Source organism: Streptomyces sp. NBC_00440, from assembly GCF_036014215.1.
In the GTDB taxonomy this organism is placed as follows: domain Bacteria; phylum Actinomycetota; class Actinomycetes; order Streptomycetales; family Streptomycetaceae; genus Streptomyces.
In genome coordinates this window covers 1,930,092-1,954,535 of the sequence record NZ_CP107921.1, presented here as the reverse complement: position 1 = coordinate 1,954,535, position 24,444 = coordinate 1,930,092, and the positions used below count along the sequence as shown (strand labels likewise).

Here is a 24,444-nt window from a genome sequence, read left to right as displayed (position 1 = left end):
ATGGGGCTCACCTCCTCGGTACGGTCCACGGGTCGTGGGGAGGGCAACAGTACATGAGCGGGCGGCGCAGCCGGTGGGCGCACGAGCCGCACCGGTCGCGCCGCCCCGCTGTGGCCTACGACGTGGCGGCCGTGTCCAGAGCGAGTACGCCCTTGGCCGGGACCGTCGCGGTGACCTTGCCGTCGTCGCCGACCGTCACGGTGTTGCCCGCGCAGTTGTCCGGAGACGCCTTGGCGACGTTGCAGTACGTGCCGCCGGGCAGTGACGTGGTGAACGTCTGCTGGAGGTCGCCGTCCCCGTTGTTGAGGGCGACGTACCCCTTGGCGCCGCGCCCGAAGGCGATGGCGCTGCCCTGCGACCACCAGTCGGTCAACGCCGCGTCGCCGACGGCGTTGTGGAACCCGACCATCCCGGTGATCTCGGGGTCCGCGTGCATATTGGTCCAGCCGTCGCTGCCGCTGGGCGGTCCTGCGTCCTTGTCGGACCACTCGTAACCGGAGAAGACGTTCGGCGAGCCGTAGGGGTGCGCCAGCATGAAGGCGTTGGCGAGCTTGTAGGTGTCGCCGTCCTTGTAGCTGAGTGTCGACCCGTTGCGCTCGGTGTCCCAGTCGTCGACGAACGTGGTGGCCTTGTCACCGGCCAGCTTTCCGTCGGCGACGTTCTGCAGGCCGCTGAGGTCGCCGCCCTGGAAGGCGCTCTTGAGGTGGGTGCCGTAGCGGAACTCGTCGACGTCGCCGAGGCCCGTGTACTCGTCGGGCTGTACGGCCTCGCCGCTGCCGTAGATGACCTCCGAGACCCAGAACCCGGGGTCTGCCATCTTGCTCTTGATGCCCTGCAGGTCGGCGGCGGCCATGTGCTTCGCCGCGTCGATACGGAATCCGTCGACGCCCATCTTCCGCAGGCCGGTGAGGTAGCCGGCGATGGTGGACCGGACGTAGTCGCTGCCGGTGTCGAGGTCGGCCAGGCCGACCAGTTCGCAGGTCTGGACGTTCTCGCGATTGGTGTAGTCGGTGATGTCCTGGCGGCAGGTGTGGAAATCCGGGTCGCTGTAGGTCCCCGGGTAGTTGTACTTGCTGTACTGGGTGCCGCCGGTCCCGGTGCCCGACCCGGCCGACATGTGGTTGATGACCGCGTCGGCGATCACCTTGACGCCGGCCGCGTGGCACGCGCTCACCATGCCCTGGAACGCGTCGGCGTCCCCGAGGCGCCCGGCGATCCGGTAACTCACGGGCTGGTACGAGGTCCACCACTGGGGGCCCGCTATGTGCTCGGTGGCGGGTGACACCTCGACGTACCCGTAACCGGCCGGGCCGAGGGAGTCCGTGCAGATCTTGCCGACGTCCGCGTACGGGCGCTCGAAGAGGGTTGCGGTGACGGTCCGGTCGCCGGGAGGCGCGGCCTGCGCCTGCTGCGTCTGCAAGGGGGAGAGGGCGAGCAGGCCGCCGGCGGCCATGACCCCGGCCATGGACGTGCCGATCAGACGGTTGCGCATCGTTTGCGGCTCCTTCGCTGTGCGGGCAGTGCGGTGTCCCGGAGTGGCCGCGTGCGGTCGACCACCGTGGGGGGAGACGCAGAGGAGCCTGCCGCTAAGGCATGAGCACTTCAAGAGTTTGCGCAAAAGTTTCCTGCAAGTTGCAGAAAACTCTTGCCGGTTCATGCTTGCCGATTCATGGAGGAGCTGGTTCTTCCGGGGCGGGCCGCCGCCGGTCTAGCGGGCGGCGGGCCGGCTGCTGCGCGGATGCCGCAGGACGCAGTCGCCGCAGAGGCCGCCGCCCGGGACCCGGTAGTAGAGGCAGCAGTTGTTGCGCAGGAACGCGAAGCCGAGACCCTCCTCGACGATGAAATCGCCGCTGCCCGCGAGGGGTTCGCTCGCCAGCACGGCGGCCGCCAGTGCGGTGGCCCGCGCCTCGGCTTCGGGGCGCCGGCCGTTCAGTACGCGCACCGCCCCGACCAGCGCGGACGCCGCGTTGCCCCGCAGGGTGTGCGGCGAGAGGCCGTACCGGGCCCGCAGGGCCGCGTGGAACGGGCGCAGATGGGCGAGGTACACCGCCGCGAGTACGGCGCCGGCCGGGTGGTCCGGCTGCGGTCCCTGCGGCGCGAGTACCGGTACGGGCAGCCACAGTTCGAGCGGACCGTCGTCGGTGAGGCGGACCCGCAGCCGCTCCGGGGTCAGGTCCGGCAGCCGCCCGGCGAGTACGGCTGTGCCGAGCGCGACCGACCAGAGGCGGGCGGCGAGACCCAGCTGAAGGGTGGAAGCGGCCACCCGGAGCTGGTCGGTGCCCATCCGCCGGGCGTACAGACGCACATACGCACTGAGCGGGTCGGCCGCGCCGCCACCGTCGCCGGCGCCGTCCGTTCCGTACAGATCCGACAGCGGCCTGAAACCATCCGGGTCCGGCCTCTCGCCGTACCGGACTGTGAAGTACGCCCCTACGGAGTCCAGTTGGGCGAGTACGGCGGAGGCTTCAGTCACGGGGTGCACCAGAGGGTTCGACGGCGGTGGTTCGGTTCGAGCCACGGTGTCACGGGGCCGGGCTATTTCAGCAGCCGGGACATCCGCCGGTCCGCCAGGATTTTGCCGCCGGTCTGGCAGGTGGGGCAGTACTGCATCGCGGAGTCACTGAAGGACACCTCGCGGATCGTGTCCCCGCAGACGGGGCAGGGCTCTCCCGCGCGCCCGTGGACACGCAGACCGCTCTTCTTCTCGGCCTTGAGATTGCGCAGGGCCAGCCCGTGCGACCGTTCGACCGCCTCTCCGAGCGTCGTCCCGATCGCCGTGTGGAGCGCGGCCACCTCCTTCTCGGAGAGTTTGGCGGCCAGCCGGAACGGCGACATCCGGGCCGCGTGCAGAATCTCGTCCGAGTACGCGTTGCCGATCCCGGCGATCACGCTCTGGTCGCGCAGCACGCCCTTGATCTGGCGGCGCTCGCCCTCCAGCAGGCCCGTGAAGGCGGCCAGGGTGAAGGAGCCGGCGAGCGGATCGGGCCCCAGGCGCGCGATGCCCGGCACCTCCAGCGGATCCCGGACGACGTAGACCGCCAGCCGCTTCTGGGTCCCGGCCTCGGTGACGTCGAACCCCGCGCCGTCCGGCTCCTTCAGCCTGACCCGGAGCGCCAGCGGGCCCTTGCCCGGACGGGGCGGCGCCTCCGGCAGACGGTCGCTCCAGCGGACCCAGCCCGCCCTGGCGAGATGCATGACCAGATGCACTCCGCCGATCCCGAGGTCGAGGAACTTGCCGTGCCTGGTCACCTGGTCGAACGACTGCCCTTCGAGCGCAGTGAGGGGCGGGTCGTAGGTCTTGAGCGCGTTGATGGCCACCGGGTGGACACGGGCGACGGTACGGCCGACGACGTGCTCGCCCAGGAATCGGGTGAGGGACTCGACCTCCGGCAATTCAGGCATAACGTCATTCTGCCTCGCATCGGCGCGACCGGACCGCCGGAAGCCGCCGGACCGGTCCGCGCCGGATGTGTCCCTTCGTACGCCGTCGAGGGGCGGACCGGGCTACCAGGCCCTCGCTCAGGCAGCGGGGACGCGGTCCAGGAAGCCGTGCACCGTACGGATGCGGCCGTCCTCCGCGAGCGCGATCACATCGAACCCGGCGACGGGCGCCGAGCCGTCGGCGAGGGACACCAGTTCCCAGCTGAAGCGGGCGATGCCGTGGTGGCCGTCGACGGTCCCGGTCGGCCGGAACTCGAAGCCGGGGAACTGCTCCCCGGCCGCCGCGATCACGGCCGCGATCCCCTCGTGCCCGGTGACATCGGCCAGCGGGTCGGTATAGCTGCCGTCCTCGCTCCAGGCGGCGGCCACGGCCTTGGCGATCTCGTCGGGCCGCCCGGCGGCGTTCCAAGCCTCGAAGTAACGGGCGACAGCGGTCTCGTGCACAGACATGGTGGATCAGCCTCCGGCAGGTCGTACGGGCGACGGTTACCGAAACCCCGGGGGAGTGCGCCCCCCGGCCTTCGGATGGCTTCAGCCTGCCGTGCGAGCGCGGAGGGGTCGATTACGTCCGGGGTAATGGTGCCGGTCCGCCGGGATGCCGGACGGCGGCGACGGGCGTCGTGAGCCGGGTGCGGCGCCGCGACGCGGCTCAGCCCCTCACAGCCACCGCTGGGCCGCCTCGACGCTGTCGCCCCCACTGGTGTTGAACGCGATGGCGGCTTGCGGCGCGTGCTGCCGGACCAGATTCACCGCCTGCTCGAACAGGGGCAGGAGCGGCTCCGGCTTACGGATGCCACCCCCGACGACCACGACGTCCCACGCGCGCCCTGCCAGCGCCGCGACCATCGCGGGCCCGGCCGACTCGTCGAGCGCGATCAGCGCCATGGACGCATCGACGCCGAGCTCACCGAAGCGGGCCAGCTCACCGTCGAGAGCCGCACGAACGCCGTCGGCGTCGATACCGGGCACCACGTGGGGATCAATACCGAGAACGAGTACGGAAGCCATCCGGGCAGCCTACGACGGCACCCCGGCGGCGCCCTCACCGCGAACCCGGTCAGGGGGGGGCGGGCGGACTGCGGCGGACCACCGCAGCACCCGATCTGCCTCCATATCAGGAGCCGCGGTGAATGTTTTCCGACGGAACGGCTCCGGTTCTTCACCCCGTCACTAGAAACTGACAAAGTGACAGATCAGATGGCGCCGGGACACCGGGGGCCGTCTCCGCTCAGGAGACCCGACCCGCCCCGGTGTGCGTGAGCAGACCCCGAGCGCCATACCCCCACCATCCCCGGCCTCCGTGGGGCGAAGTGACAGCCGCCCAGCCGAAGGCATTCCGGGGTCAGTTGCACGGAAGGAAACACCCTTGCACAAGAGAAAAGGGAAGCGATGGCTGCCGGCGGCCGTCCTCGGCGGCACCCTGGCCGCAGGAGCCCTCGCTTTCCTGCCTGCCATCGCCCAGGCGGGGAACGAGGACGACGCGAAACAGCCGAGCACCGCGCAGGCCGACTTCAACGCAGCGGCTGCGGAGTTCAAGGTTCCGGTCTCTGTCCTCCAGGGCGTGGCTCACGAGGAGTCCGGCTGGCAGCAGCACACCGGTTACAGCGACACCGGTGGCTGGGGCCTGATGAACCTCACTGATGTGACACCGGCGATGGTGGCGGACGGTTCGGCCGGCGCATCGGGCCGCTCCGACCTCACCTCGTTCACCGACCACCCCGAACTGCACACCCTGCAGGCCGCCGCGAAGCTGACCGGTGTTCCGGCCGGACAGCTCCAGCACAACCGGCGGGACAACATCCGGGGTGGGGCCGCCCTTCTCGCCTCGTACCAGAAGCAGCTCACCGGCAGTACGTCCGCCGACCCGTCGCAGTGGACCGCGGCGATCGCCAAGTACAGCCGGATGACGGACCGGAAGGCGGCCACGTCGTACGTTCACGACGTGTTCGCCACCATCGCGTCGGGCGCCAAGCACGACTCCAAGGCCCCCGCCGGATCGAAGGCGGCGACGGCGGCCACGGCGCCCACCACCGCCGTCACCATGCACGCAGTGCCGTCCGCGAAGCCGGTCACCAGTCAGCTGAGCAAGCTCCGTCTGAAGGACACCTCGTCGCCGCAGGCCGAATGCCCGCAGTCGATGGACTGCCAGTTCGTCCCGGCGGATCCGTCCAACGGGCAGGTGTCCGACCGCCCCGCCAACGGCATAAAGATCAACCAGATCATCATCCACACCACGGAGGGGTCGTACGACGACGCGATCAAGACCTTCCAGACCCCGGGCGGCGCCTCGGCGCAGTACGTGATGCGGTCGTCGGACGGCGCGGTCACGCAGATGGTGGCCGACAAGGACGTCGCGTTCGGTGACGGCAACTACGACAGCAACCTCCACGCGGTCCAGATCGAGCACGAGGGCTTCTCCGCGCACGGCGCGGACTGGTACACGACGGCGGCCTACGAGCAGACCGCCAAGCTCGTGCGGTACCTGGCCGACCGGTACGGTATCCCGCTGGACCGGCAGCACATCCTCGGCCACGACAACGTGCCGGGACCGTCGGACGCCACCCTGTCGGGTATGCACTGGGACCCGGCCGACGGCTGGGACTGGACGCGCTTCATGCAGCTGCTCGGCGCCCCGTTCGACTCCGGCCTCCACGGTGTCGGACCCGTCGGGTCCGCTGTGACGATCACCCCCGGGTTCAGCAACAACCAGCAGACGTACACCGTCTGCCCGGCGGACGACCCGTCGGGTGCGGTCACCACCTGCACGCCGGTGACCGCGCCGTCGAGCGCCCTGTTCGTACGGAGCGCACCGAGTGACGACGCCCCGCTGATCCTCGACCCGGTCGTCCACCCGGACCCCGCGGCCAAGGGCGGCACCGACAGCGTCAGCGACTGGAGCGTCACCGTCCAGGCCGGGCAGCAGTTCGTCGTCGCCGGTCAGCAGGGTGACTGGACGGCGATCTGGTACGACGGCCAGAAGGGCTGGATCCACAACCCGGGCGGCAGCAACACCTCACCCGCCCCGGGCGCACGGATCCTCAGTCCGGCCGGTACCGCCGCCGCCCCGGTGTACGGCACGGCGTACCCGGACCCGTCCGAGTACCCGGCCGGGCTCTCCCCGTCGAAGCAGGCCCCGCTGACGGCGAAGAACTACTCGATCCCGGTCGGCCAGGCCTATGTGGCGGCCCAACCGCCGGTCGCCGGCCAGGACTTCTTCCCCAAGGGAGGACAGGTGGTCACCGGGGCCAAGCGCTACTACACGGTCCAGTTCAACCACCGGTACATCCTGGTCAACGCGGCGGACGTCACGGTGACCCGGACAGTGCGTCACTGACGGACGAAGGCGAAGGCCACCGCGACGGGTGGCGCGGGCGCGGTTCCCGGGGGCCCAACACCCCTGGGAGCCGCGCCTGTTGGGTGTTCCGGTTCCGGTTGCCGCTCACGGAATCCGGTACTCCTGCTCGGGGCGCCCGGTCGTCCCGTAGCGCAGTTTCATCTTCAGGAGACCGCTGGTGACCAGCCCCGCGAGGTAGCGCTGCGCGGTGGCGCGCGAGACGCCGATGAGGGCACCGACCTCGCCCGCCGACAGCGGGGACGCCGAACCCCGTACGGCGGAGAGCACCGCGTCGCCGGTCACCGTGCGGGCGGCGGGATGCCGGGCCGTACGGGTGGCCGGCGGGCTCCGCAGTGCCGCGTACGCGCTCTCGACCGTGCCCTGGTCGACGATCTCCGCGTCGGTCAGCTGGCGGAAGCGGGCGTAGCCGCGCAGCTTCTCGGACAGCAGTTCCGGCGTGAACGGCTTGACCAGATAGGCCAGTGCACCCGCCGACACCGCCCGCCGCACCATCGTTCCCTCGGCGGCCGCGCTCAGTACGAAGGCATCGCAGGCCAGGCCGCGCAGCAGGTCGATCCCGGAACCGTCGGGCAGATAGAGGTCGATCAGCGCCAGGTCCACCGGGGCATCGTCGGCGGCCCGCAGCGCGGCCCCGGCGGAGTTCGCCGTGGCGACGGCCCGGAATCCGGGTACGCCGTCCACGAGCGACGCATGGATCCCGGCAACCCGGAAGTCGTCGTCGACGACCAGCACGGAGAACGGCTCACGTTCGGTCATCGGCCTGCCTCATCCACGGTTCCTGCTCCACGGTTCCTGCTCCACGGTTCCTGCGACCACGGCTTCTGCGACCGCGGTTCCCGGCCCGGTCGCTCCTGGCTCCATGACTCCGGGCTCCATGACTCCGGGCAGCCGGGCCACGAACACGGCACCGCCCGAGACCCGCCCCTGCTCGGCGCCGCTCTGTCCGGATGCGGACGCCGTTGCTTCGTACGGCCCCGACGGGCCCCGGCGTCCAGCTTCCGGTTCGGGCGGACCCCCGTGCTCGGCGAGATGGACGTCGCCGCCCCTGACCCGCGCGATCTGCCGCGCCAGCGCCAGCCCGATGCCCCGGCCGCCGACGGCCGATGTGTGGTCCTTCGTCGACATGCCCTCGCGGAACACATCGTCGGCCGCTCCGGGCGGAATGCCGTCCCCGGTGTCGGCGACGGTGATGAGGAGGGTGGTGCCCTCGGCCATCAGCTCGACCTCGACCAGGGAAGGGGTGCGCGCCCCGTGCCGGGCGGCGTCGATCGCGTTGTCGACCAGATTGCCGAAGACGGTGGTGACATCGACCGGCGCGGTCACGGTCCCGTCGGCCCAGGTCGCCCCGCCGATCACCAGCGTCACCCCGCTCTCCCGCGCCTGGGCGGCCTTCGCGGAGAGGAAGGCCCGTACGTAGGAGTCGCGCACCGCGTCGATACCGGGCAGGGCCTCACCCAGCGGGCCGGTGCCGAGCAGTGTGCCGATGTACTCGGTCGTCTCCGCGAGGTGACCGCCGTGGACCAGCGCCGAGACCACATGCAGCCGGTTGGCGAACTCATGGCGCTGCGCGCGCAGCGCCGAACTCATCGCCTGGACCGCGTCGAGCTGGCGGGTCAGCGACTCGACGTCGGTGCGGTCCTGCACGGTCAGCAGCGTGCCGAGATCCTGCCCGTCGCGTTCGACGGGCCGCGCCGAGAGCACCAGGACGCGCTCGCCGACCGCCGCCATGACCGGGCTGCCGACGGGCGTACGGATCGTCTCCAGCACCCGCGGTGTCAGCCCCAGTGATGCGACGGACCGTCCGGGCCGGGCCGGGATCGCCAGCAGCCGGCGCGCCTCGTCGTTGACCACGGTGACGGTCCCGGCGTTGTCGACGGCCAGGACCCCTTCGCCGATTCCGTGCAGGACGGCTTCCTGCTCCTGCACCAGACCGGCCAGCTCCTCCGGTTCCAGGCCGAGCGTCAGCCGCTTCCAGCGCCGGGCCAGCAGCGCCGAAGCGCCGACACCGAGCAGCAGGGCGGCCACCAGCCAGCCGAGGCCGCCCAGCAGTACGCGGATCAGCTGCGCCCGCACGTCGGAGACGGCGACACCCGCGTTGGCCTCGCCGACGACCCGGTGCGAGCCCGGGGCGTACACCGGGACCTTCGCGACCACCTCGTCGCCGAGATGCGCGTGGTCCCGCGCCAGCACTTCACGACCGGAGAGCGCACCGCTGGGGTCGGTGCTCACCATCCGGCCCAGCTGGGCCCGCTGCGGGTGCGCCAGCCTGATGCCCCGGTCGTCGGTGACCACCACGAACAGCGAACCCGTCCTGGTGCGGGCCGCCTCCGCCGCCGTCTGGACCGGCCCGGCGGCGAGCGTCGCGCGCGGCGTGCTCGCGGCCCCGCCGCCGGGCCGGGAGTTGGCCGCCGAGTACTGCGCCGCGCCGCGCCGGACGGCGGGCTGGGCGGCGACCGTACGGGCCACCGCGAGCGCACGCAGCTGGTACTCGCTGACGAGCCGGTGCTCGTTGGTGTACGCGAAGGCGCCGAACGCGGTGGCCAGGGTCACCGCGACCACAGCGCACTGGAGCAGCAGGACCTGGGTGCGCAGCCGCACCCGCCCGCGTATCCGCAGGCGCGCGGAGGGCAGCCGGGCGGACAGCCTCCTGGCGGACGGCATCCCGGCAGCCGGTATTCCGGGAGCCGCCTTTCCGGCAGCCGGAATCCTGGCAGCCGGTTTCCTGGCGGACGGTCCGAAGAATCTCACCCGGTCGACGGTAACCGCCTCCGCCCGGTGCACAGAATGCACACAACGCGCGGATCAGGGGTTACGCGGGTTGTGCGCAGAACCTGGAGAGCAGTGGCAGGCGCCGGATAGCTTCCGCCCGGGACACAACGAGCCGCACCAGGAGTTCTCTTGCTGAAGATACCGCGCCCCGGACCACGGGCCCGCTCGCGTCGCACCCGCGGGGGCCTGCTGTGACGGGGCACACCTGGACGCTGCTGATCATCCTGGCGGCAGCCATCGCCGTACTGATCCTGCTGATCAACTCACGGTTGCGGTTCCACCCCTTCGTGGCGCTGATGACCGTGTCGATCGGTGTCGCGCTGGCCGCGGGCGAGCCGGTCGAGAAGATCGCGGAGTCACTGGAGTCGGGTGCCGGAGGCATCCTCGGCAACGTCGGTGTGACCCTGGCCTTCGGCGCGATGCTGGGCAGGCTGCTGTCGGGGTCGGGCGCCACGGACAAGATCGCCCGCCTGATCGTCGACCGGTCAGGGGAACGCTCCCTGCCCTGGTACATGGCGGGCGCCGCCTTCGTCATCGGCATCCCGATGTTCTTCGAGATCGGGCTGATCGTGCTGCTCCCGCTGATCTTCAGCGTGGCCAGGCGCCTCCAGGACACCCACCGGGTCAAGGGCTCGCCGTACGTCTTCCTCGCCACCCCCGCGATCGCCGCGCTCTCGACCCTGCACGGAATGGTGGCGCCGCACCCCGGCCCGCTGGTCGCGGTGGAGGGTCTGCACGCCAACCTGGGCATCACGATCGTGGTGGGCCTGATCTGCGCGATCCCGACGATCATCATCGCCGGTCCGGTGTACGGCCGCTGGATCGCGCCGCGTCTCGACGTACACCCCGACCCGGAACTGGTCGCGAAGTTCACCGGCCCCGAGCGCTCCGACGACACCACGGCCACTGCTGCCGACGGCTCCGCTCCTCCCGCCAACAAGGTCCGCACCGGCTGGGCCCTGACCGCCGTGCTCGTCCCGGTCGTACTCATGCTGCTGCGCACCCTCGCGGAGCTGGTGTACGACGAGTCGAGCCCGGTACGGCACGTCCTGACCTTCACCGGTGAGCCGGTGATCGCCATGCTCGCGGGCTTCCTCTTCGCGCTGTTCGCACTCGGCTACCGCAGCGACATGACCCCCGACGCCATCAGGTCGTCCCTGACGGACAGCCTCAAGGCGGTGGCCGGCATCCTGCTGATCATCGCGGGCGGCGGCGCGTTCAACCAGGTCCTGGAGGACTCGGGCATCGGCAAGGCCGTCGAGTCGGCCGCCTCGGGACTGCACATCAACGTGCTGATCCTGGGCTGGCTGCTGGCCCTGCTCCTGTCGTTCTCGACGGGCTCGGCCACCGTGGGGATCGTCGCGGCGACCGGCATCCTGGCCCCCCTGGCGGCATCCGGCAGCAGCCTGCACACCGCACTGCTCGTCGTCGCGATCGGAGCAGGCTCGATCGGCCTCAACTACGTGAACCACGCGGGATTCTGGCTGGTCAAGGAGTCCTTCGGGATGTCACTCGGCCAGGCCACGAAATCACACACGGCGATCCAGACGATCGTGAGCGTCTGCGGCCTGCTGATGGCCCTGCTGATCTCGGTCGTGGCGTGAACACGGCCTTCCTGCACACCGGATCACGCACCGGACACTGACCCACGACACGACCGAGGGCCGCCGCCCAGCAACTGGGCGGCGGCCCTTTCGCGGTACCGAACGCCGACCTGCGGGCATCCGCCCAGGCCGGCCGGCCGCACGCTCTTAGAGGTCGAAGTACAGCTCGAACTCGTGCGGGTGCGGGCGCAGCTGGATCGGGGCGATCTCCTGCGTGCGCTTGTAGTCGACCCACGTCTCGATCAGGTCGGACGTGAAGACGCCGCCGGCCTGGAGGTACTCGTTGTCGGCCTCCAGCGCGTCGAGGACCGCCGGGAGCGAGGTCGGGACCTGGGCGACGCCCGCGTGCTCCTCGGGGGCCAGCTCGTAGAGGTCCTTGTCGATCGGCTCGGCCGGCTCGATCTTGTTCTTGACGCCGTCCAGGCCGGCCATTAGCAGTGCTGAGAAGGCCAGGTACGGGTTGGACGACGGGTCCGGTGCGCGGAACTCGACGCGCTTGGCCTTCGGGTTCGAGCCCGTGATCGGGATCCGCATCGCCGCCGAGCGGTTGCGCTGCGAGTAGACCAGGTTGACCGGGGCCTCGAAGCCGGGGACCAGGCGGTGGTACGAGTTCACCGTCGGGTTGGTGAAGGCCAGCAGCGACGGGGCGTGCTTCAGGATGCCGCCGATGTAGTAGCGGGCCATGTCGGAGAGGCCCGCGTAGCCCTGCTCGTCGTAGAAGAGCGGAGAGCCGCCGGTCCACAGGGACTGGTGGACGTGCATGCCCGAGCCGTTGTCGCCGAAGATCGGCTTCGGCATGAAGGTCGCGGTCTTGTTGTTGCGCCAGGCGACGTTCTTCACGATGTACTTGAAGAGCATCAGGTCGTCGGCCGCGGCGAGCAGCGTGTTGAACTTGTAGTTGATCTCGGCCTGTCCCGCGGTGCCGACCTCGTGGTGCTGGCGCTCGACCTGGAGGCCGTTCTTGTCCAGCTCCAGGGAGATCTCGGCACGCAGGTCGGCGAAGTGGTCGACCGGCGGGGTCGGGAAGTAGCCGCCCTTGTAACGGACCTTGTAGCCGCGGTTGTTCTCCTCCGCACCGGTGTTCCAGGCGCCCGCCTCGGAGTCGATGTGGTAGAAGCTCTCGTTCGCCGAGGTCTGGAAGCGGACGCTGTCGAACACGTAGAACTCGGCCTCGGGGCCGAAGTACGCCGTGTCGGCGATCCCGGTGGAAGTGAGGTACGCCTCGGCCTTCTTCGCCACGTTCCGCGGGTCACGGCTGTACTGCTCACCGGTGATCGGGTCGTGGATGAAGAAGTTGATGTTGACGGTCTTGTCGCGGCGGAAGGGGTCGACCCGGGCGGTCGACAGGTCCGCGCGGAGCGCCATGTCGGACTCGTGGATGGCCTGGAAGCCGCGGATCGACGAGCCGTCGAAGGCAAGCTCCTCGGTCGGGTCGAAGACCGCCGCCGGGATGGTGAAGTGCTGCATCACACCGGGCAGGTCACAGAACCGGACATCGATGAACTTGACGTCTTCGTCGGTGATGAACTTCTTCACGTCGTCGGCGTTCTGGAACATCCAACTCCTCCTACTCCCGACCCGGGAGGGGCGGGGTTGCGGCTCGTTGTGGGGCCAGTGCGGTGGCACACGCTGGACCCGACCATAGGGACAGCGGATTTCTCAAGCATGACCCATTTGTTTCGCTGAAGTTAACCGGGCCGGGTGCGGTACCGCCGCGACGACCCCCGACCGTACGGATCGGAAGGGGGCCGCAGTACCGTGGACGGGTGGACAACAGGCAAGTAGTCGGATCGTGGCTCTCCGGGCCTGGCGAGGCCGCGAAAGAGATGGGCGCCGACTTCGGCTACCGGGGCAAGCGACTCGGTCTGCCGGAGGAAGGGCCGGGCGCGATCGCGCCGCTGGGCCGCCGGTTCGGGGCCGTTTTCATCGACTGGGCACTCTGCATGCTTATCGCATACGGGCTCATTTCGCGCGGCGGGCAGCAGTCGGCGGGGAACTGGGCCCTGCTCGTGTTCTTCGTGCTGAGCCTGCTCACCGTCTCGACGGTCGGATTCACCCCGGGCAAGCGCCTGCTCCGGCTGCGGGTCGTCGCGGAGGGCGGCGGGCGCCTCGGTACGGGCCGTGTCTTCGTACGCAGTCTGCTGCTCTGCGTAGCCATCCCCGCGCTCATCTGGGACCGCGACGGACGCGGCCTCCACGACCGGCTGGCCCGCGCCGTGCAGGTACGGATCTGACGTACGGCGGCGCACCGATCTGAGGTACGGCGGCGTACGGATCTCACGTACGGCGGCTGCGGATCTCACGAACGCCGCATTCGGTCGCCCGGCACAATCCGTCGCCCGGAGCACACACGACAAGGCGGCCCGGACCACCAGGTCCGGGCCGCCTTGTCGTGTGTGGCGTGGGTCAGCGCGTCTTTCCGCCGCGCGGGGCGCGGGCGCTCTTCGGCATGGGGCCCTTCGGTAGCGGCATGTTCGACATCAGGTCGCCCATCGCGCGCAGCCGGTCGTTGGCAGCGGTGACCTGGGCGCCGGTCAGGATGCGCGGCAGCTTCAGCAGCGTGGTGCGCACCTTCTTCAGCGGCACCTGGCCCTCGCCGTCGCCCACGATGATGTCGTGCACCGGCACGTCCACCACGACGCGCGCCATCTTCCTCTTCTCGGCGGCCAGCAGGGACTTCACCCGGTTCGGGTTGCCCTCGGCCACCAGGACCACGCCGGCCTTGCCGACCGCGCGGTGTACGACGTCCTGGTTGCGGTTCATCGCGATGGCCGGGGTCGTGGTCCAGCCTCGGCCCACGTTTTCGAGCACCGCCGCCGCAGCGCCGGGCTTGCCCTCCATCTGCCCGAAGGCCGCTCGCTCGGCGCGGCGTCCGAAGACGATCGCCATCGCGAGGAAGGCCAGCAGGAAACCCAGGATGCCCAGGTAGATGGGGTGACCGATCAAGAAGCCGACGACGAGGAGGACGCCGAAGACGACGATTCCCAGGCCACCGACGACAAGACCGACCTTGGGATCGGCCTTGCGGGTCATCTTGTAGGTCAGGGCGATCTGCTTGAGCCGCCCGGTGTTCTCAGAGTCTGCGTTTGCCTTCCTCGCCATGGCCAGAAGTTTACGCGGACTAAGAAGTGCGGGCCGCCACGGCCTCCAGTACGTGCTCTGCGTCGACCCGGTCCCTGGCCCGGCGGCGGTCCTCCAGGACCGATGTCCAGGCATTGCGGCGGGCGGTGCGCTGGCCGTTGCTCAGCAGCAGTGACTCGACCGCACGGAGTGCTCCGGTGACGGTCGGGATGGCGGTGGCGCGTACGGACTGGGTCGCGGCCTGCATGATGGGGTCCCCTCGGGACGGCAGCGGATACACAGTGGATACAGCGGTACGGCGAGTGGTGCTAGAGGCGGGTGGTGCGGCGCGTGAAGCGGAACGATTCTGCGGCGTCCGGAACGGTGCTTCCCGGGTCGTGCACCGGATTGTTGCGCCCGGATCGTTGCTCCGGACCGGTGCGTAGTTCCAGAGTCACTGATTGTTGTTACCAAGGCATGTCCGGGCGGTCAAACGCCCATGAAGGCCAGGTGATCCCCGCCGAACGGCCGACGCGGCCCGTAGCAGCCCCCGACCTGCGAGGACCGTACGAGCCGCGTCTCACGGCGACTACCGCACAGTAGTAGCTTGTGCTCAGATTCACACGGCGGCGGCGCCGCGCCGGTCCATCGCCTGGCGGAAGAGCCGGCCCGCGCGGTACGAGGACCTGACCAGCGGACCCGACATCACGCCGGAGTAGCCGATCTCCTCGGCCTCCTTCTGGAGCTCCACGAACTCGGCCGGCTTCACCCACCGCTCGACCGGGTGGTGGCGCGGGGAGGGGCGCAGGTACTGCGTGATGGTGATGAGCTCGCAGCCCGCGTCGTACAGGTCCTGGAGCGCCTGGCTGATCTCCTCGCGCTCCTCGCCCATGCCCAGGATGAGGTTCGACTTGGTGACCAGACCGGCCTCACGGGCCTTGGTGATGACTTCGAGCGAGCGCTCGTAGCGGAAGCCGGGGCGGATCCGCTTGAAGATGCGCGGCACCGTCTCCACGTTGTGCGCGAGGACCTCCGGGCGGGACGAGAAGACCTCGGCCAGCTGCTCGGGGACCGCGTTGAAGTCGGGGATGAGCAGCTCGACCTTGGTGCGGCCCTCGGCCCGCTCGGCCGTCATCGCGTGGATCTGCCGCACGGTCTCCGCGTACAGCCAGGCGCCGCCGTCCTCCAGGTCGTCGCGGGCGACGCCGGTGATGGTCGCGTAGTTCAGGTCCATCGTGACGACGGACTCGCCCACCCGGCGCGGCTCGTCCAGGTCCAGAGCGGCCGGCTTGCCGGTGTCGATCTGGCAGAAGTCGCAGCGCCGCGTGCACTGGTCGCCGCCGATGAGGAAGGTGGCCTCGCGGTCCTCCCAGCATTCGTAGATGTTGGGACAGCCCGCCTCCTGGCAGACCGTGTGCAGCCCCTCGGACTTCACCAGGGCCTGCATCTTCGTGTACTCGGGGCCCATCTTGGCGCGAGTCTTGATCCACTCGGGCTTGCGCTCGATGGGGGTCTGGCTGTTCCGGACCTCCAGACGCAACATCTTGCGCCCGTCGGGTGCGACAGCGGACACGTCCGGCTCCCTACAGCTTCGATTCTTCGGCGAACACCAGGGTACGCCCGTCATATGTATGGCTTGTTCTCCGGCCAACCCGTGGCCGCTGAGGCGCATTCCCCCGAACGGCCCGGACCGCTCCTCTTCCGGACGGGGACGGACCGCCCGGACGAAGCCCGCCGGCCGCGTTACGCGGTGGCGCTCTCGACCGTACGCGGTGCCAGGGCCGCGTTCTCCAGCACGTCCCGCAGGTGCTTCTCCACGACGGGCAGCACCTCGGCGATCGTGACCTCGCGGCCCAGTTCGTACGAGAGCGATGTCACCCCCGCGTCCCGGATCCCGCACGGCACGATCCGGTCGAACCAGGTGGTGTCCGGATTGCAGTTCAGCGCGAAGCCGTGCATGGTGACGCCCTTCGCGACCCGGATGCCCATGGCGGCGATCTTCCGGTCCTCGCGGCGCTGCCCGGCGTTGGACGGGGCGTACTCGGGGCCGTTCATCCGCGGGTCGAACTCCTCGTCGTGCAGCCGCGGGTCCAGATCGAGCGACAGCCCGCCGATCGACGGGCGCTGCTCCACCGGGTCGCCCAGCACCCAGACACCCGCGCGGCCCTCGACCCGGCTGGTCTCGACGCCGAACTCGGCGCAGACCCGGATCAGCGCCTCCTCCAGACGGCGCAGATGCGCGATCACGTCCACCGGGCGCGGCAGTTTCTGGATCGGATAGCCGATCAGCTGGCCGTAACCGTGCCAGGTGATCTTGCCGCCGCGGTCCACGTCCACCACCGGCGTCCCGTCGAGAGGGCGCTCGCTGTCATCCGTGCGCCGCCCCGCCGTGTAGACGGGCGGGTGCTCCAGAAGCAGCACGGTGTCCGGCGTCTCGTCGGCGAACCGTGCCGCGTGCACCTCACGCTGCTTCTGCCAGGCCTCCCGGTACTCGACGGCTTCCTCGCCGAACCCCAGACGGACAAACCGCAGCTCGCTCACGGCAGCTCCTCATCGCATACGGACAGCGCGCCCCGGAGGGCGCCACCCAGCAACTGTACGACCGCCTCGAACGGCACCCCTGGGCGGGCAGAAACGACACCTCCTCACACGATCGGATGAATCCGGGGCGAAGGTGGCGGAACGAGCGGTTGAGCCCGCTAAATTCGCGCCGTTCCATGAGGGCTGCTCCCGGCCCGGAAGGCAGGAGACCGCACAGCTGATGACGGAACGAACCCCGCAGCGCACGTCCAACCGCCAGCTCGCCGCGCTCATCGGAGAGGCAGGATTCTCCAACGCGGGGCTGGCCAGAAGAGTCGACCAGCTCGGCCTTGAGCACGGTCTCGACCTGCGGTACGACAAGACGTCGGTGACCCGCTGGCTGCGCGGCCAGCAGCCGCGCGGCACCACGCCCGCGCTGATCGCCGAGGTCTTCACCAGACGCCTGGGACGCAGGCTCTCCGCGCAGGATCTGGGGCTCGACGCCTGCGCGCCGGTCTACGCGGGGCTGGAATTCGCCGGTACACCCGAGGAGGCCGTCGACATCGTCAGCGGTCTCTGGCGCAAGGACTCCGGCAGCCACGCCGAACTGCGCAAGATCGCCTTCACCCCGGCCGGGCTCGTCGTGCCGAGCCGGGACTGGCTGATCGGCCGCCCGGACGACTGGGGTACACCCGGTTCGGCCGGTGGAGTGAGGCCGGGGCAGAACGGCCGCGCCGAGCCGCCCCGCTCCGGCGCCAGGGTCCCCGCGCAGCCCCGCCCGACGGTGCCGCGCCAGCGGCAGACCGACCGGACGACCGGGCAGCGGGTCGGGGCCGGGGACATCGCGGCGCTGCGGTCGGTGGGCGAGCTGTTCCGCACGCTCGACCACGCGTACGGCGGCGGCCACGCCCGGCAGGCACTGGTGCGCTATCTGGAGCACGAGGCGGAGCCCATGCTCCGCGGGACGTACGGGGAGACGACCGGCCGGCGGCTCTTCGCGGCCGCCGCTGATCTGACTCGGCTCGCGGGCTGGACCTCGTACGACATCGCGGCCCACGGGCTCGCCCAGCGCTACTTCGTCCAGGCCCTGCGGCTCTCGCAGGCGGCAGGGGACCGGGCGTACGGCTCGTACGTGCTCGTCACCATGAGCCGCCAGGCCGTCTATCTCGGGCACGGCAGGGAGGCGGTCCAGCTGGCGCGGGTGGCCCAGCAGGGCATCGGGAGCTCGGCGCCGCCGATCGTCCAGGCGCTGCTGCACGCCGTCGAGGCGCGCGGCCACGGGGTGCTCAGCGAGGTGCGGGCCTGCACGGCCTCCCTCGCCCGGGCCGAGCGGGCCCTGGAGGCGGCGCGTCCCGGCGACGAAGTGCCGTACTGGGCACGGTTCTTCGACGAGGCGCAGCTGGCGGACGAGTTCGGCCACTGCCACCGCGACCTCCAGCAGTACCGGCCCGCCGCGCAGTACGCGGAACGCTCGCTCCAGCTGCGCGCTCCTGCCTTCGCGCGCTCCCGGCTCTTCTGCCGGGTGGTGCTGGCCACGGCGCGGCTGGGCCTCGGTGAGCTGGACCAGGCGTGCGCGCTGGGGGCCGAGTCGGCGCAGCAGGCGGGGGAGATGCGGTCGGTGCGGGCCGTTGAGTATGTGCGCGAGTTCGAGCGGAGGCTGGAGCCGTACCGGGACGCGGCGGCGGTACGAGGGTACCGGGACCGCGTCGCGGCGATGGGCTGAGGCCGGGCGGCCGCCCCGCGGGTCTCCGTGCCCGACGGGCCCGCCCGCCCGGCATGCGGAGTCCGCCCGGGGAGCCATACCGGGCGGCCGGAAGTCGACGGCAGGAGGCCCCGGCAGCACGCGGCCGGAGTCGTGTCACGCGGTGAGCGGGAACTCGTCCACCTCGACGTCCGGTTTGATGCCGAAGTCCCGCATGACCGCCTGTGCGGCGCGCCGGCCCGAGGCGAGTGCGCCCTGGGCGCTGCTGGTGTCGCGGTGGTCGCCGCACACGTACAGACCCGCGAGCAGCCGGACCGGGCGGCGCATGTCGTGCGGCGGCGGCATCGCGGGGACCGCGTCGGGGGAGTGGTGGACGCCGAGGAGTTCCCAGTCGTCGGTCGGTGTGCCGTGGAGCGCGGCCAGCTGAGCGCGGGCCGCACGCTCCAGGCCGGGTCCCGGGGCGCCGAGCACCGTCGACGAGATCAGCGCGCGGCCGTCCGGGGCCCGCAGGGGGTCGACCTCGCTCATGACCGCGCTGTGCGAGACGGGGCCCGAGCGGTCGGCGTCCAGGACCAGGGCCGCGCCGGTGGGCGGAGGCGCCGGGGCGGTGTGGTGAAGGACCGTCACCGGGTGGAAGTCCGGGATCCGCAGACCGGGCAGCAGCCGGGCCGCCGAGCTGGCGTCGGTCGCCACGATGAGCGCACGGCAGTTCAGCGTGCCCAGCTCTGCCGTGGTGACCGAGCTGATGGAGGCGGCGGTGACGGTCACCCCGGTGCACACCGTGCCCGGCGGCAGCGTCGCCGCCAGCCGCTCGGGCAGGACGCCCGCGCCGCCCGCCGGTACGCACAGCCGGCCGCGGGCGTAACTCCGCAGGGCGAGATCAGCGCAGCGGCTCGACGTGGTCAGCCCGGGGTCGCTCAGCAGCGCGGACAGCAGGGGCTTGAGGACGCCGGTGGCAGTACGGGGCGGGAGGCCGTACGAGCGGAGCGCGGCGAGCGCGGTCTGTTCCGGGCGGGCCGGCAGCCGTTCCACCGGGGTGGCCGCGAGGCGGGCCAGCGCGGCGCCCAGCCTGGCCCGGTCGAGTGCGCCGCTCACGAACGCACCGCCGGCGAGGGCGCTTCCCGCGAGTGCACTGCCCGGGCGTCCGCCGCCCGTAAGCGCACTGCCCGCGAGGGCACTGCTCAGGGGGGCGCGTGAGGCGCTTCGAAGGGCGCGTGCGGCGCTGAATGCGCCCCGTGTGCCCCGGGCCTCGCCCGTACGGTGCAGACGGCCCCCGCTGTGCACGAGGACGCCCGGTGAGAACAGTCTGAGGTCCGTCTCGCCCAGACACGGAGCGCGGAGCAGCTCCGGGTACGAGGTGTTCAGGAACCCTCCGGCGCGGTCCAGGCGGAAGCCGCCGGTCAGCTCGGTGGACATGCGGCCGCCCGGCGAAGGGGCGGCCTCCAGGACGCTGACCGACACACCGGCACTGGTCAGCCGATGAGCTGCTGACAGGCCGGCGAGCCCGGCTCCGACGATGATCACGTCGGCATGGCGTGCGGTACTGAGCACGTGCCCCTCCCCGAGGTCGGCGCGGCCGCGGTCTTCCGTGCAGGGCTGATTCCCCCAACGGGCCGCGGAAATGCCCTGATTCGGGTTGAGAGTAGGGAGCGGGGCGGCGCGGGGCAGGCGCGCGGCGCGGGGGTACGGGGGCGCGGGGTCGCACGGCGCGGGGCCGGTGGGCGGCGTGGGGCCGCGGGGGCCGGGGAAGCCGCCTGTCTGTCGCCTTCAGCGCGGGGGCGTGAACGCGCCCTACGCCGCCGCCCGGATCGCCTCGTCGATCTCCGGGAACGCGAAAGTGAAGCCCGACTCCAGGAGTTTCTGTGGGAGGACCCGCTGGCTCCCCAGGACGTCCCCCGCGAACTCGCCCAGCGCGATCCGCAGCGCGGGGGCCGGTGCCGTGAACACGGTGGGGCGGTGCAGGACCCGGCCCATGGCCGCTGTCACCTCGCGGTTGGTGACCGGCTGAGGGCCGGTCAGGTTCACCGGGCCCGACAGGGTCTCCGTGTCCAGGATGTGGCGCAGCGCCGCGACATGGTCGTGCAGCGCGATGAAACTCCAGTACTGGCTGCCGTCGCCCATCCGGCCGCCGAGCCCCGCCTTGAACAGCGGGAAGAGCCTGCCCCAGGCCCCGCCCTCCTTGGCCACCACAAGTCCGGTACGGGCGAACGCCGTCCGGACGCCCGCCTCTTCGGCCGCGCGGGCCGCCTCCTCCCACTCGACGCAGAGCGAGGCGAGGAAGCCCTCACCGGGGGGCGCGCCCTCGTCGACCGCGCGGTCGCCCGTGTCTCCGTAGTAGCCGACCGCACTGCCGCACAGGAACACCGCCGGCGGCACGTCGAGCGAGGCGACGGCGTCGGCGAGGGTGGCGGTGCCCAGCACCCGGCTGTCCCGCAGCTCCTTCTTGTACGCGTCCGTCCAGCGGTGGTCGCCGACCCCCGCCCCGGCCAGGTTGACCACCGCGTCGCAGCCGGTCAGACCGGCCGTGTCCACGTGCTCCCGGACCGGGTCCCACGCCACCTCGTCCGCGGCCTGGGCGGTCCGGCGGACCAGCCGCACCACCTCGTGGCCGTCGGCGCGCAGGGAACGGCCCAGCGCCGTACCGATCAGTCCTGATGCTCCGGCAATCGCGATACGCATGGGCCCATCCTCACGCACCGCGGTGGAATTGCGCAGTGCCGCCGCCGGTGCCCGTGGCAGAGTGGCTCGTATGTCCGACCCGAACATACGTGTGGCCGTACCCGGTGACGGTGAGGTGCTCGGCGAGCTCGACCGGGCGACCTGGTCCACGCTGCACGAGGTCATGCCGCAGCCCCAGCCCCCGTATCGGCCCTTCTTCGACGAGCACCACCGGCCGGACGACCACCTGGTGGCCGAGCTGGCGGGCTCGGTCGTGGGCTACATCCGGCTGGTACGGCCGACCCCGCTCGCCAGCAACGCCCATGTGCGCCAGATCCAGGGCCTGGCCGTCGCCGCCACGGCGCGCCGCCACGGTGTGGGCCGGGCGCTGCTGAGGGCCGCGTGCGCCGATGCGCGGCGTCAGGGAGCCACCCGCATCACCCTGCGGGTGCTCGGACCCAACACCCCGGCCCGCGAGCTCTACGCCGCCGAGGGGTTCGCGGTGGAGGGCGTGCTGCCGGGAGAGTTCCACCTGGCGGGCCGGTATGTCGACGACGTACTGATGGGACGCGGCCTCACCGCGTACTGAGCCCGCAGCCACGACCGGGGGGCGCGTGCGCGCTCAGGAGCCGAACCGCTCCCACAGGCGCGGATACCGCTCGGCGAGCGCCTCGTCGTCGAAGTCGACGGGCGGCCCCTCCGGGTCGGCGGCCTGCGGCGGAATACCGAGGTCGGGCGTAGGCGCCCCGGTGAGCTGCTCGTACGCCTCGTCGGCCGCGTACCCCAGCTCCTCGCCGTCGCCGTCGATCTCCTCGTCGAAGTCGTCGAGGAGATCGGCCAGGGCGTCCGGGTCCTGCAGCGCGCCCTCGAAGATCTCCCGGCCCTGGCCGATGAGCCAGCAGCGGAAGTAGTCGAAGGAGTCGCTGTCGCTCTCGCGCAGCAGCACGACCGCCGCACCCCACAGGTCCCAGCGGTACGCACGGTTGTAGCGCGTCTCGAAGTACCGGGCGAACTCCAGTACGGACTCCGGGTCGAGCTGCGCCAATCGCTCGGTGAGCAGGTCGGCATGGTCCTCGGGGTCGCCGTCGGCGGCCGCGCGAGTGCTGTCGATGGTCTCCCAGAACTCCGTCTCGTCCCTCACGCGTCCAGCATCGTGGTTGGCGGGGCGCCGCGCACGCGGAGCGCCGATCAGCGGCCCTCTTGTTACCAGGCGATGTGACCGTCCGATGAATCACTCGTTTGACGGGTGAAGCGATTCGATCACTCACCCCGGAGGGGCCACCCCCGTCATGCGAACGCAAGAGCAACCGGAAGGGGCGCGGTCCGGCGCCGCCCGAGTGGGCGTGGAACAGGCCGAAGCCGCACTCGTCGAGCACTATCCGCGGCTCGTCCGCCTCGCCTACATCACGCTGCCCCCGTCCCTCGGCCGCCACCGCCGGGCGCTCGCCGCCCATGCGGCCGTCCAGCGGGCGCTGCCCGCCTCGCGTGACAGCGGCCCGGGCGGGCCGCGCGTGCCCGTCCAGCGCGGCACATCGGAGGACCCCGGGTACGCCCTGGTCAGACAGCGCGTGCTGGCGACCGCCCTGGCGTACGGACAGCGTCCCGGCTGGTGGCCCCGGCAACTGCCCGCGCCGCGTGCGCTGCGGCCCGCGCTGCCCGCCGTCTTCGGGCTGCGGATCTTCCCCCGGTCCGGCGGCGCCGACGAACTCGCCCTGGAACAGGCGCTGTCCGGGACCACGGCGGCCGCCAGGGCCGCCCTCGTGCTGCACCGCATCGAGGGCCTGAGCGAACAGGCCACCCGCACGCTGCTGACGGCTGCGGGCGCAACCGACGCGGGGTCGGCGCTGCGCACGGCGCTCCGGCTGGCCCGTACCCCGGCGGAGACGGGGGCCGACGCGCTGCTGCGGTCCGACGAGTTCGACCCCTGTCTGGTGCACACCCGCCCCACCGATCTGATCCGGCGCAGACAGCGCGTCAGGTTCGCGCGGTGCGTGGGCATCGCCGTGACCGTGCTCGCCGTGGCGCTGGTCGTGGTGGACCGCGACGGGAGCTCCGCGCCGTCCGCCGCGACCGGGCCGTTCAACCCCGCCGTCAGCGCCCGTGCGGTGGACCCCGCGCTGCTGCTGCGCGCCCCGGCGCAGCAGTGGGCCGACAGCTCGCGCATGGACTTCACCGTCTGGCCCGCGCGCGGCGCCCGCAAGGACGACACCGCGCTGCTCGGCCGGGCGCTGAAGGTCTGGGCGAGCCCGTCCCGTACGGTACGGATCTCCGCCACCCAGGGCGCCGCGACCACCCCGCCGGCCCAGCCGCCCCGGCTCCTCTACGCGGGCGACGTGGACGGTGCGGTGGTGGTCCTGTTCGCCGACGGTGAGCGGGTCGTCCGCTACGCCGAACCCACCGGCGGCAAGGGCGTGCCCGCGCTCGACTTCGCCCGCACCGACGGCGCCGACATCACCACCGGGGCCGCGGTGGTCGTCGGCCGTACCGACGGCAACGCGCGTTTCCTGCTGGCTCCCTGGGTCGCCGAGTCCGGCACCCGCGACCTCCTCGCCCCGGACGCCCCGGCGCGCAGGCTCGACGAGGGCAAGGGCGGGGTGACCGCCCCGGTGTCGAGCCCGGCCATGGTCGTGGGCGGCAAGGGATGCGGCTCCTGGCCCGCGCTCCAGCTCCGCTCATCGAGCAAGGTCGCGGAGAAGCACGCGTTCCTCCTCACCGACCTCGGTGACCTCACGCCCGTCCACCTCACCTACACCCCGCCGCCGGGCGGCGGCGTCCCGGCACGGCAGCCGAGGGAGGCGACCGGCAGCCAGGCGCTGCTCAGCTGGGCGCACACGGCCTGCTCGCTGACCGGTGTCCGCGGTAGCGGTGTACGCGCCGTGAACAACTGGGAGTACGCCCGCCAGCAGCTCCCCGACAACGGTGGCCGCGCCTCCTGGGTGTGCACCAGGGCGGACACCTGGCAGGGGCCCGGCCGGGTCTCCGTACAGCTCCAGCTCCCCACCGGGCCGGCGTCCCGGCCGGGCGTGATCGTGGCGCAGCAGAAGAACACCGCACTGTGCAGCCGCTTCGGCCAGAACGTACTGGCCGGCGCCAAGTGGAAGTCCGGCTCCGGGCGGTGGTACCTGCTGGCCGCGGGCAGCAGGGAGGTCCGCAGGATCGACGCGACCGGGGGAGTGCGGGCCACGGCGGACGGTACGACGCTGGCGGTACGGGCGGGCAAGGACGACCGGGCCGTCATGTCGGCCCGGCTGGCGAACGGGGACACGCTGAAGGCGCTGGGCTGAGACCGGATCGATCCGGACTGCCCCGGGAATCCGGACCGGAGCTGTCGGGTA

The 24,444-nt window shown here is 71.4% G+C and carries 21 protein-coding genes; 6 read left to right on the top strand and 15 right to left on the bottom strand.

Annotated features, from left to right (window positions below; all coding sequences use genetic code 11):
• Window positions 1-115 precede the first annotated feature (115 nt).
• From OHB13_RS08760 to OHB13_RS08740, 5 genes are all read right to left on the bottom strand, one after another.
• The gene (locus OHB13_RS08760; RefSeq protein ID WP_328376659.1) at window positions 116-1,492 is read right to left on the bottom strand and encodes an alpha-amylase; all 1,377 of its coding nucleotides are present in this window, start codon (window positions 1,490-1,492) and stop codon (window positions 116-118) included.
• 216 nt (window positions 1,493-1,708) lie between these two features.
• Entirely contained in the window at window positions 1,709-2,473 is a 765-nt protein-coding gene (locus OHB13_RS08755; protein ID WP_328376657.1) for a (2Fe-2S)-binding protein, read from the bottom strand.
• A gap of 62 nt (window positions 2,474-2,535) precedes the next feature.
• Window positions 2,536-3,402, bottom strand: coding sequence for an Fpg/Nei family DNA glycosylase (locus tag OHB13_RS08750; protein ID WP_328376655.1), 867 nt, complete (start codon window positions 3,400-3,402; stop codon window positions 2,536-2,538).
• A 117-nt stretch (window positions 3,403-3,519) separates the two neighbouring features.
• The gene (locus tag OHB13_RS08745) at window positions 3,520-3,891 is read right to left on the bottom strand and encodes a nuclear transport factor 2 family protein (RefSeq protein ID WP_266857740.1); all 372 of its coding nucleotides are present in this window, start codon (window positions 3,889-3,891) and stop codon (window positions 3,520-3,522) included.
• Between the two features lie 207 nt (window positions 3,892-4,098).
• A complete protein-coding gene (locus OHB13_RS08740) occupies window positions 4,099-4,449 on the bottom strand; it encodes a hypothetical protein (protein ID WP_328376653.1) in 351 nt (116 codons plus the stop codon).
• A 358-nt stretch (window positions 4,450-4,807) separates the two neighbouring features.
• Here OHB13_RS08740 and OHB13_RS08735 point away from each other — a divergent pair, with 358 nt between their 5' ends.
• Window positions 4,808-6,775 carry an amidase gene (locus OHB13_RS08735; protein WP_266857744.1) on the top strand — a complete coding sequence of 656 codons (1,968 nt, stop codon included), beginning with the start codon at window positions 4,808-4,810 and terminating at the stop codon, window positions 6,773-6,775.
• 105 nt (window positions 6,776-6,880) lie between these two features.
• Here the strand turns inward: OHB13_RS08735 and OHB13_RS08730 are convergent, their stop codons facing one another.
• Window positions 6,881-7,552 carry a response regulator transcription factor gene (locus tag OHB13_RS08730; protein WP_328376652.1) on the bottom strand — a complete coding sequence of 224 codons (672 nt, stop codon included), beginning with the start codon at window positions 7,550-7,552 and terminating at the stop codon, window positions 6,881-6,883.
• A gap of 9 nt (window positions 7,553-7,561) precedes the next feature.
• Window positions 7,562-9,544 carry a sensor histidine kinase gene (locus OHB13_RS08725; protein ID WP_328376651.1) on the bottom strand — a complete coding sequence of 661 codons (1,983 nt, stop codon included), beginning with the start codon at window positions 9,542-9,544 and terminating at the stop codon, window positions 7,562-7,564.
• Window positions 9,545-9,756: 212 nt separating this feature from the next.
• Between OHB13_RS08725 and OHB13_RS08720 the strand changes: the two genes are divergently transcribed.
• Entirely contained in the window at window positions 9,757-11,169 is a 1,413-nt protein-coding gene (locus OHB13_RS08720; RefSeq protein WP_328376649.1) for a GntP family permease, read from the top strand.
• Between the two features lie 147 nt (window positions 11,170-11,316).
• Here OHB13_RS08720 and glnA read toward each other — a convergent pair whose 3' ends face one another.
• Window positions 11,317-12,726: a type I glutamate--ammonia ligase gene (gene glnA, locus OHB13_RS08715; RefSeq protein ID WP_266857753.1), complete on the bottom strand. Its 1,410-nt coding sequence runs from the start codon at window positions 12,724-12,726 to the stop codon at window positions 11,317-11,319.
• A 209-nt stretch (window positions 12,727-12,935) separates the two neighbouring features.
• Here glnA and OHB13_RS08710 point away from each other — a divergent pair, with 209 nt between their 5' ends.
• On the top strand, window positions 12,936-13,403 hold the full coding sequence (locus OHB13_RS08710; RefSeq protein ID WP_266857754.1) for an RDD family protein: 468 nt from the start codon (window positions 12,936-12,938) through the stop codon (window positions 13,401-13,403).
• Between the two features lie 172 nt (window positions 13,404-13,575).
• Here the strand turns inward: OHB13_RS08710 and OHB13_RS08705 are convergent, their stop codons facing one another.
• From OHB13_RS08705 to lipB, 4 genes are all read right to left on the bottom strand, one after another.
• Window positions 13,576-14,271: a DUF4191 domain-containing protein gene (locus tag OHB13_RS08705; protein WP_266857756.1), complete on the bottom strand. Its 696-nt coding sequence runs from the start codon at window positions 14,269-14,271 to the stop codon at window positions 13,576-13,578.
• Window positions 14,272-14,290: 19 nt separating this feature from the next.
• The gene (locus OHB13_RS08700; protein ID WP_266857758.1) at window positions 14,291-14,497 is read right to left on the bottom strand and encodes an SCO2195 family GlnR-regulated protein; all 207 of its coding nucleotides are present in this window, start codon (window positions 14,495-14,497) and stop codon (window positions 14,291-14,293) included.
• 351 nt (window positions 14,498-14,848) lie between these two features.
• Window positions 14,849-15,802, bottom strand: coding sequence for a lipoyl synthase (gene lipA, locus OHB13_RS08695; RefSeq protein ID WP_266857759.1), 954 nt, complete (start codon window positions 15,800-15,802; stop codon window positions 14,849-14,851).
• A 170-nt stretch (window positions 15,803-15,972) separates the two neighbouring features.
• Window positions 15,973-16,770, bottom strand: coding sequence for a lipoyl(octanoyl) transferase LipB (gene lipB, locus OHB13_RS08690; RefSeq protein WP_266857761.1), 798 nt, complete (start codon window positions 16,768-16,770; stop codon window positions 15,973-15,975).
• Between the two features lie 220 nt (window positions 16,771-16,990).
• Here lipB and OHB13_RS08685 point away from each other — a divergent pair, with 220 nt between their 5' ends.
• Window positions 16,991-18,472, top strand: coding sequence for a regulator (locus OHB13_RS08685; RefSeq protein WP_328376645.1), 1,482 nt, complete (start codon window positions 16,991-16,993; stop codon window positions 18,470-18,472).
• A gap of 135 nt (window positions 18,473-18,607) precedes the next feature.
• Here the strand turns inward: OHB13_RS08685 and OHB13_RS08680 are convergent, their stop codons facing one another.
• Window positions 18,608-20,002, bottom strand: a complete 1,395-nt coding sequence (locus tag OHB13_RS08680; protein WP_328376643.1) for an NAD(P)/FAD-dependent oxidoreductase — start codon at window positions 20,000-20,002, stop codon at window positions 18,608-18,610.
• A gap of 240 nt (window positions 20,003-20,242) precedes the next feature.
• Window positions 20,243-21,130 (bottom strand): TIGR01777 family oxidoreductase, encoded by an 888-nt coding sequence (locus OHB13_RS08675; protein ID WP_328376642.1) that lies wholly within the window; start codon window positions 21,128-21,130, stop codon window positions 20,243-20,245.
• Window positions 21,131-21,200: 70 nt separating this feature from the next.
• Here OHB13_RS08675 and OHB13_RS08670 point away from each other — a divergent pair, with 70 nt between their 5' ends.
• Window positions 21,201-21,698 carry a GNAT family N-acetyltransferase gene (locus tag OHB13_RS08670; protein ID WP_328376640.1) on the top strand — a complete coding sequence of 166 codons (498 nt, stop codon included), beginning with the start codon at window positions 21,201-21,203 and terminating at the stop codon, window positions 21,696-21,698.
• A gap of 33 nt (window positions 21,699-21,731) precedes the next feature.
• Here OHB13_RS08670 and OHB13_RS08665 read toward each other — a convergent pair whose 3' ends face one another.
• Entirely contained in the window at window positions 21,732-22,250 is a 519-nt protein-coding gene (locus OHB13_RS08665) for a DUF4240 domain-containing protein (RefSeq protein WP_266857770.1), read from the bottom strand.
• A 148-nt stretch (window positions 22,251-22,398) separates the two neighbouring features.
• On the opposite strand from OHB13_RS08665, the gene OHB13_RS08660 reads away from it, so the two are divergent.
• On the top strand, window positions 22,399-24,393 hold the full coding sequence (locus tag OHB13_RS08660) for a hypothetical protein (protein WP_328376638.1): 1,995 nt from the start codon (window positions 22,399-22,401) through the stop codon (window positions 24,391-24,393).
• Window positions 24,394-24,444: the final 51 nt, after the last annotated feature.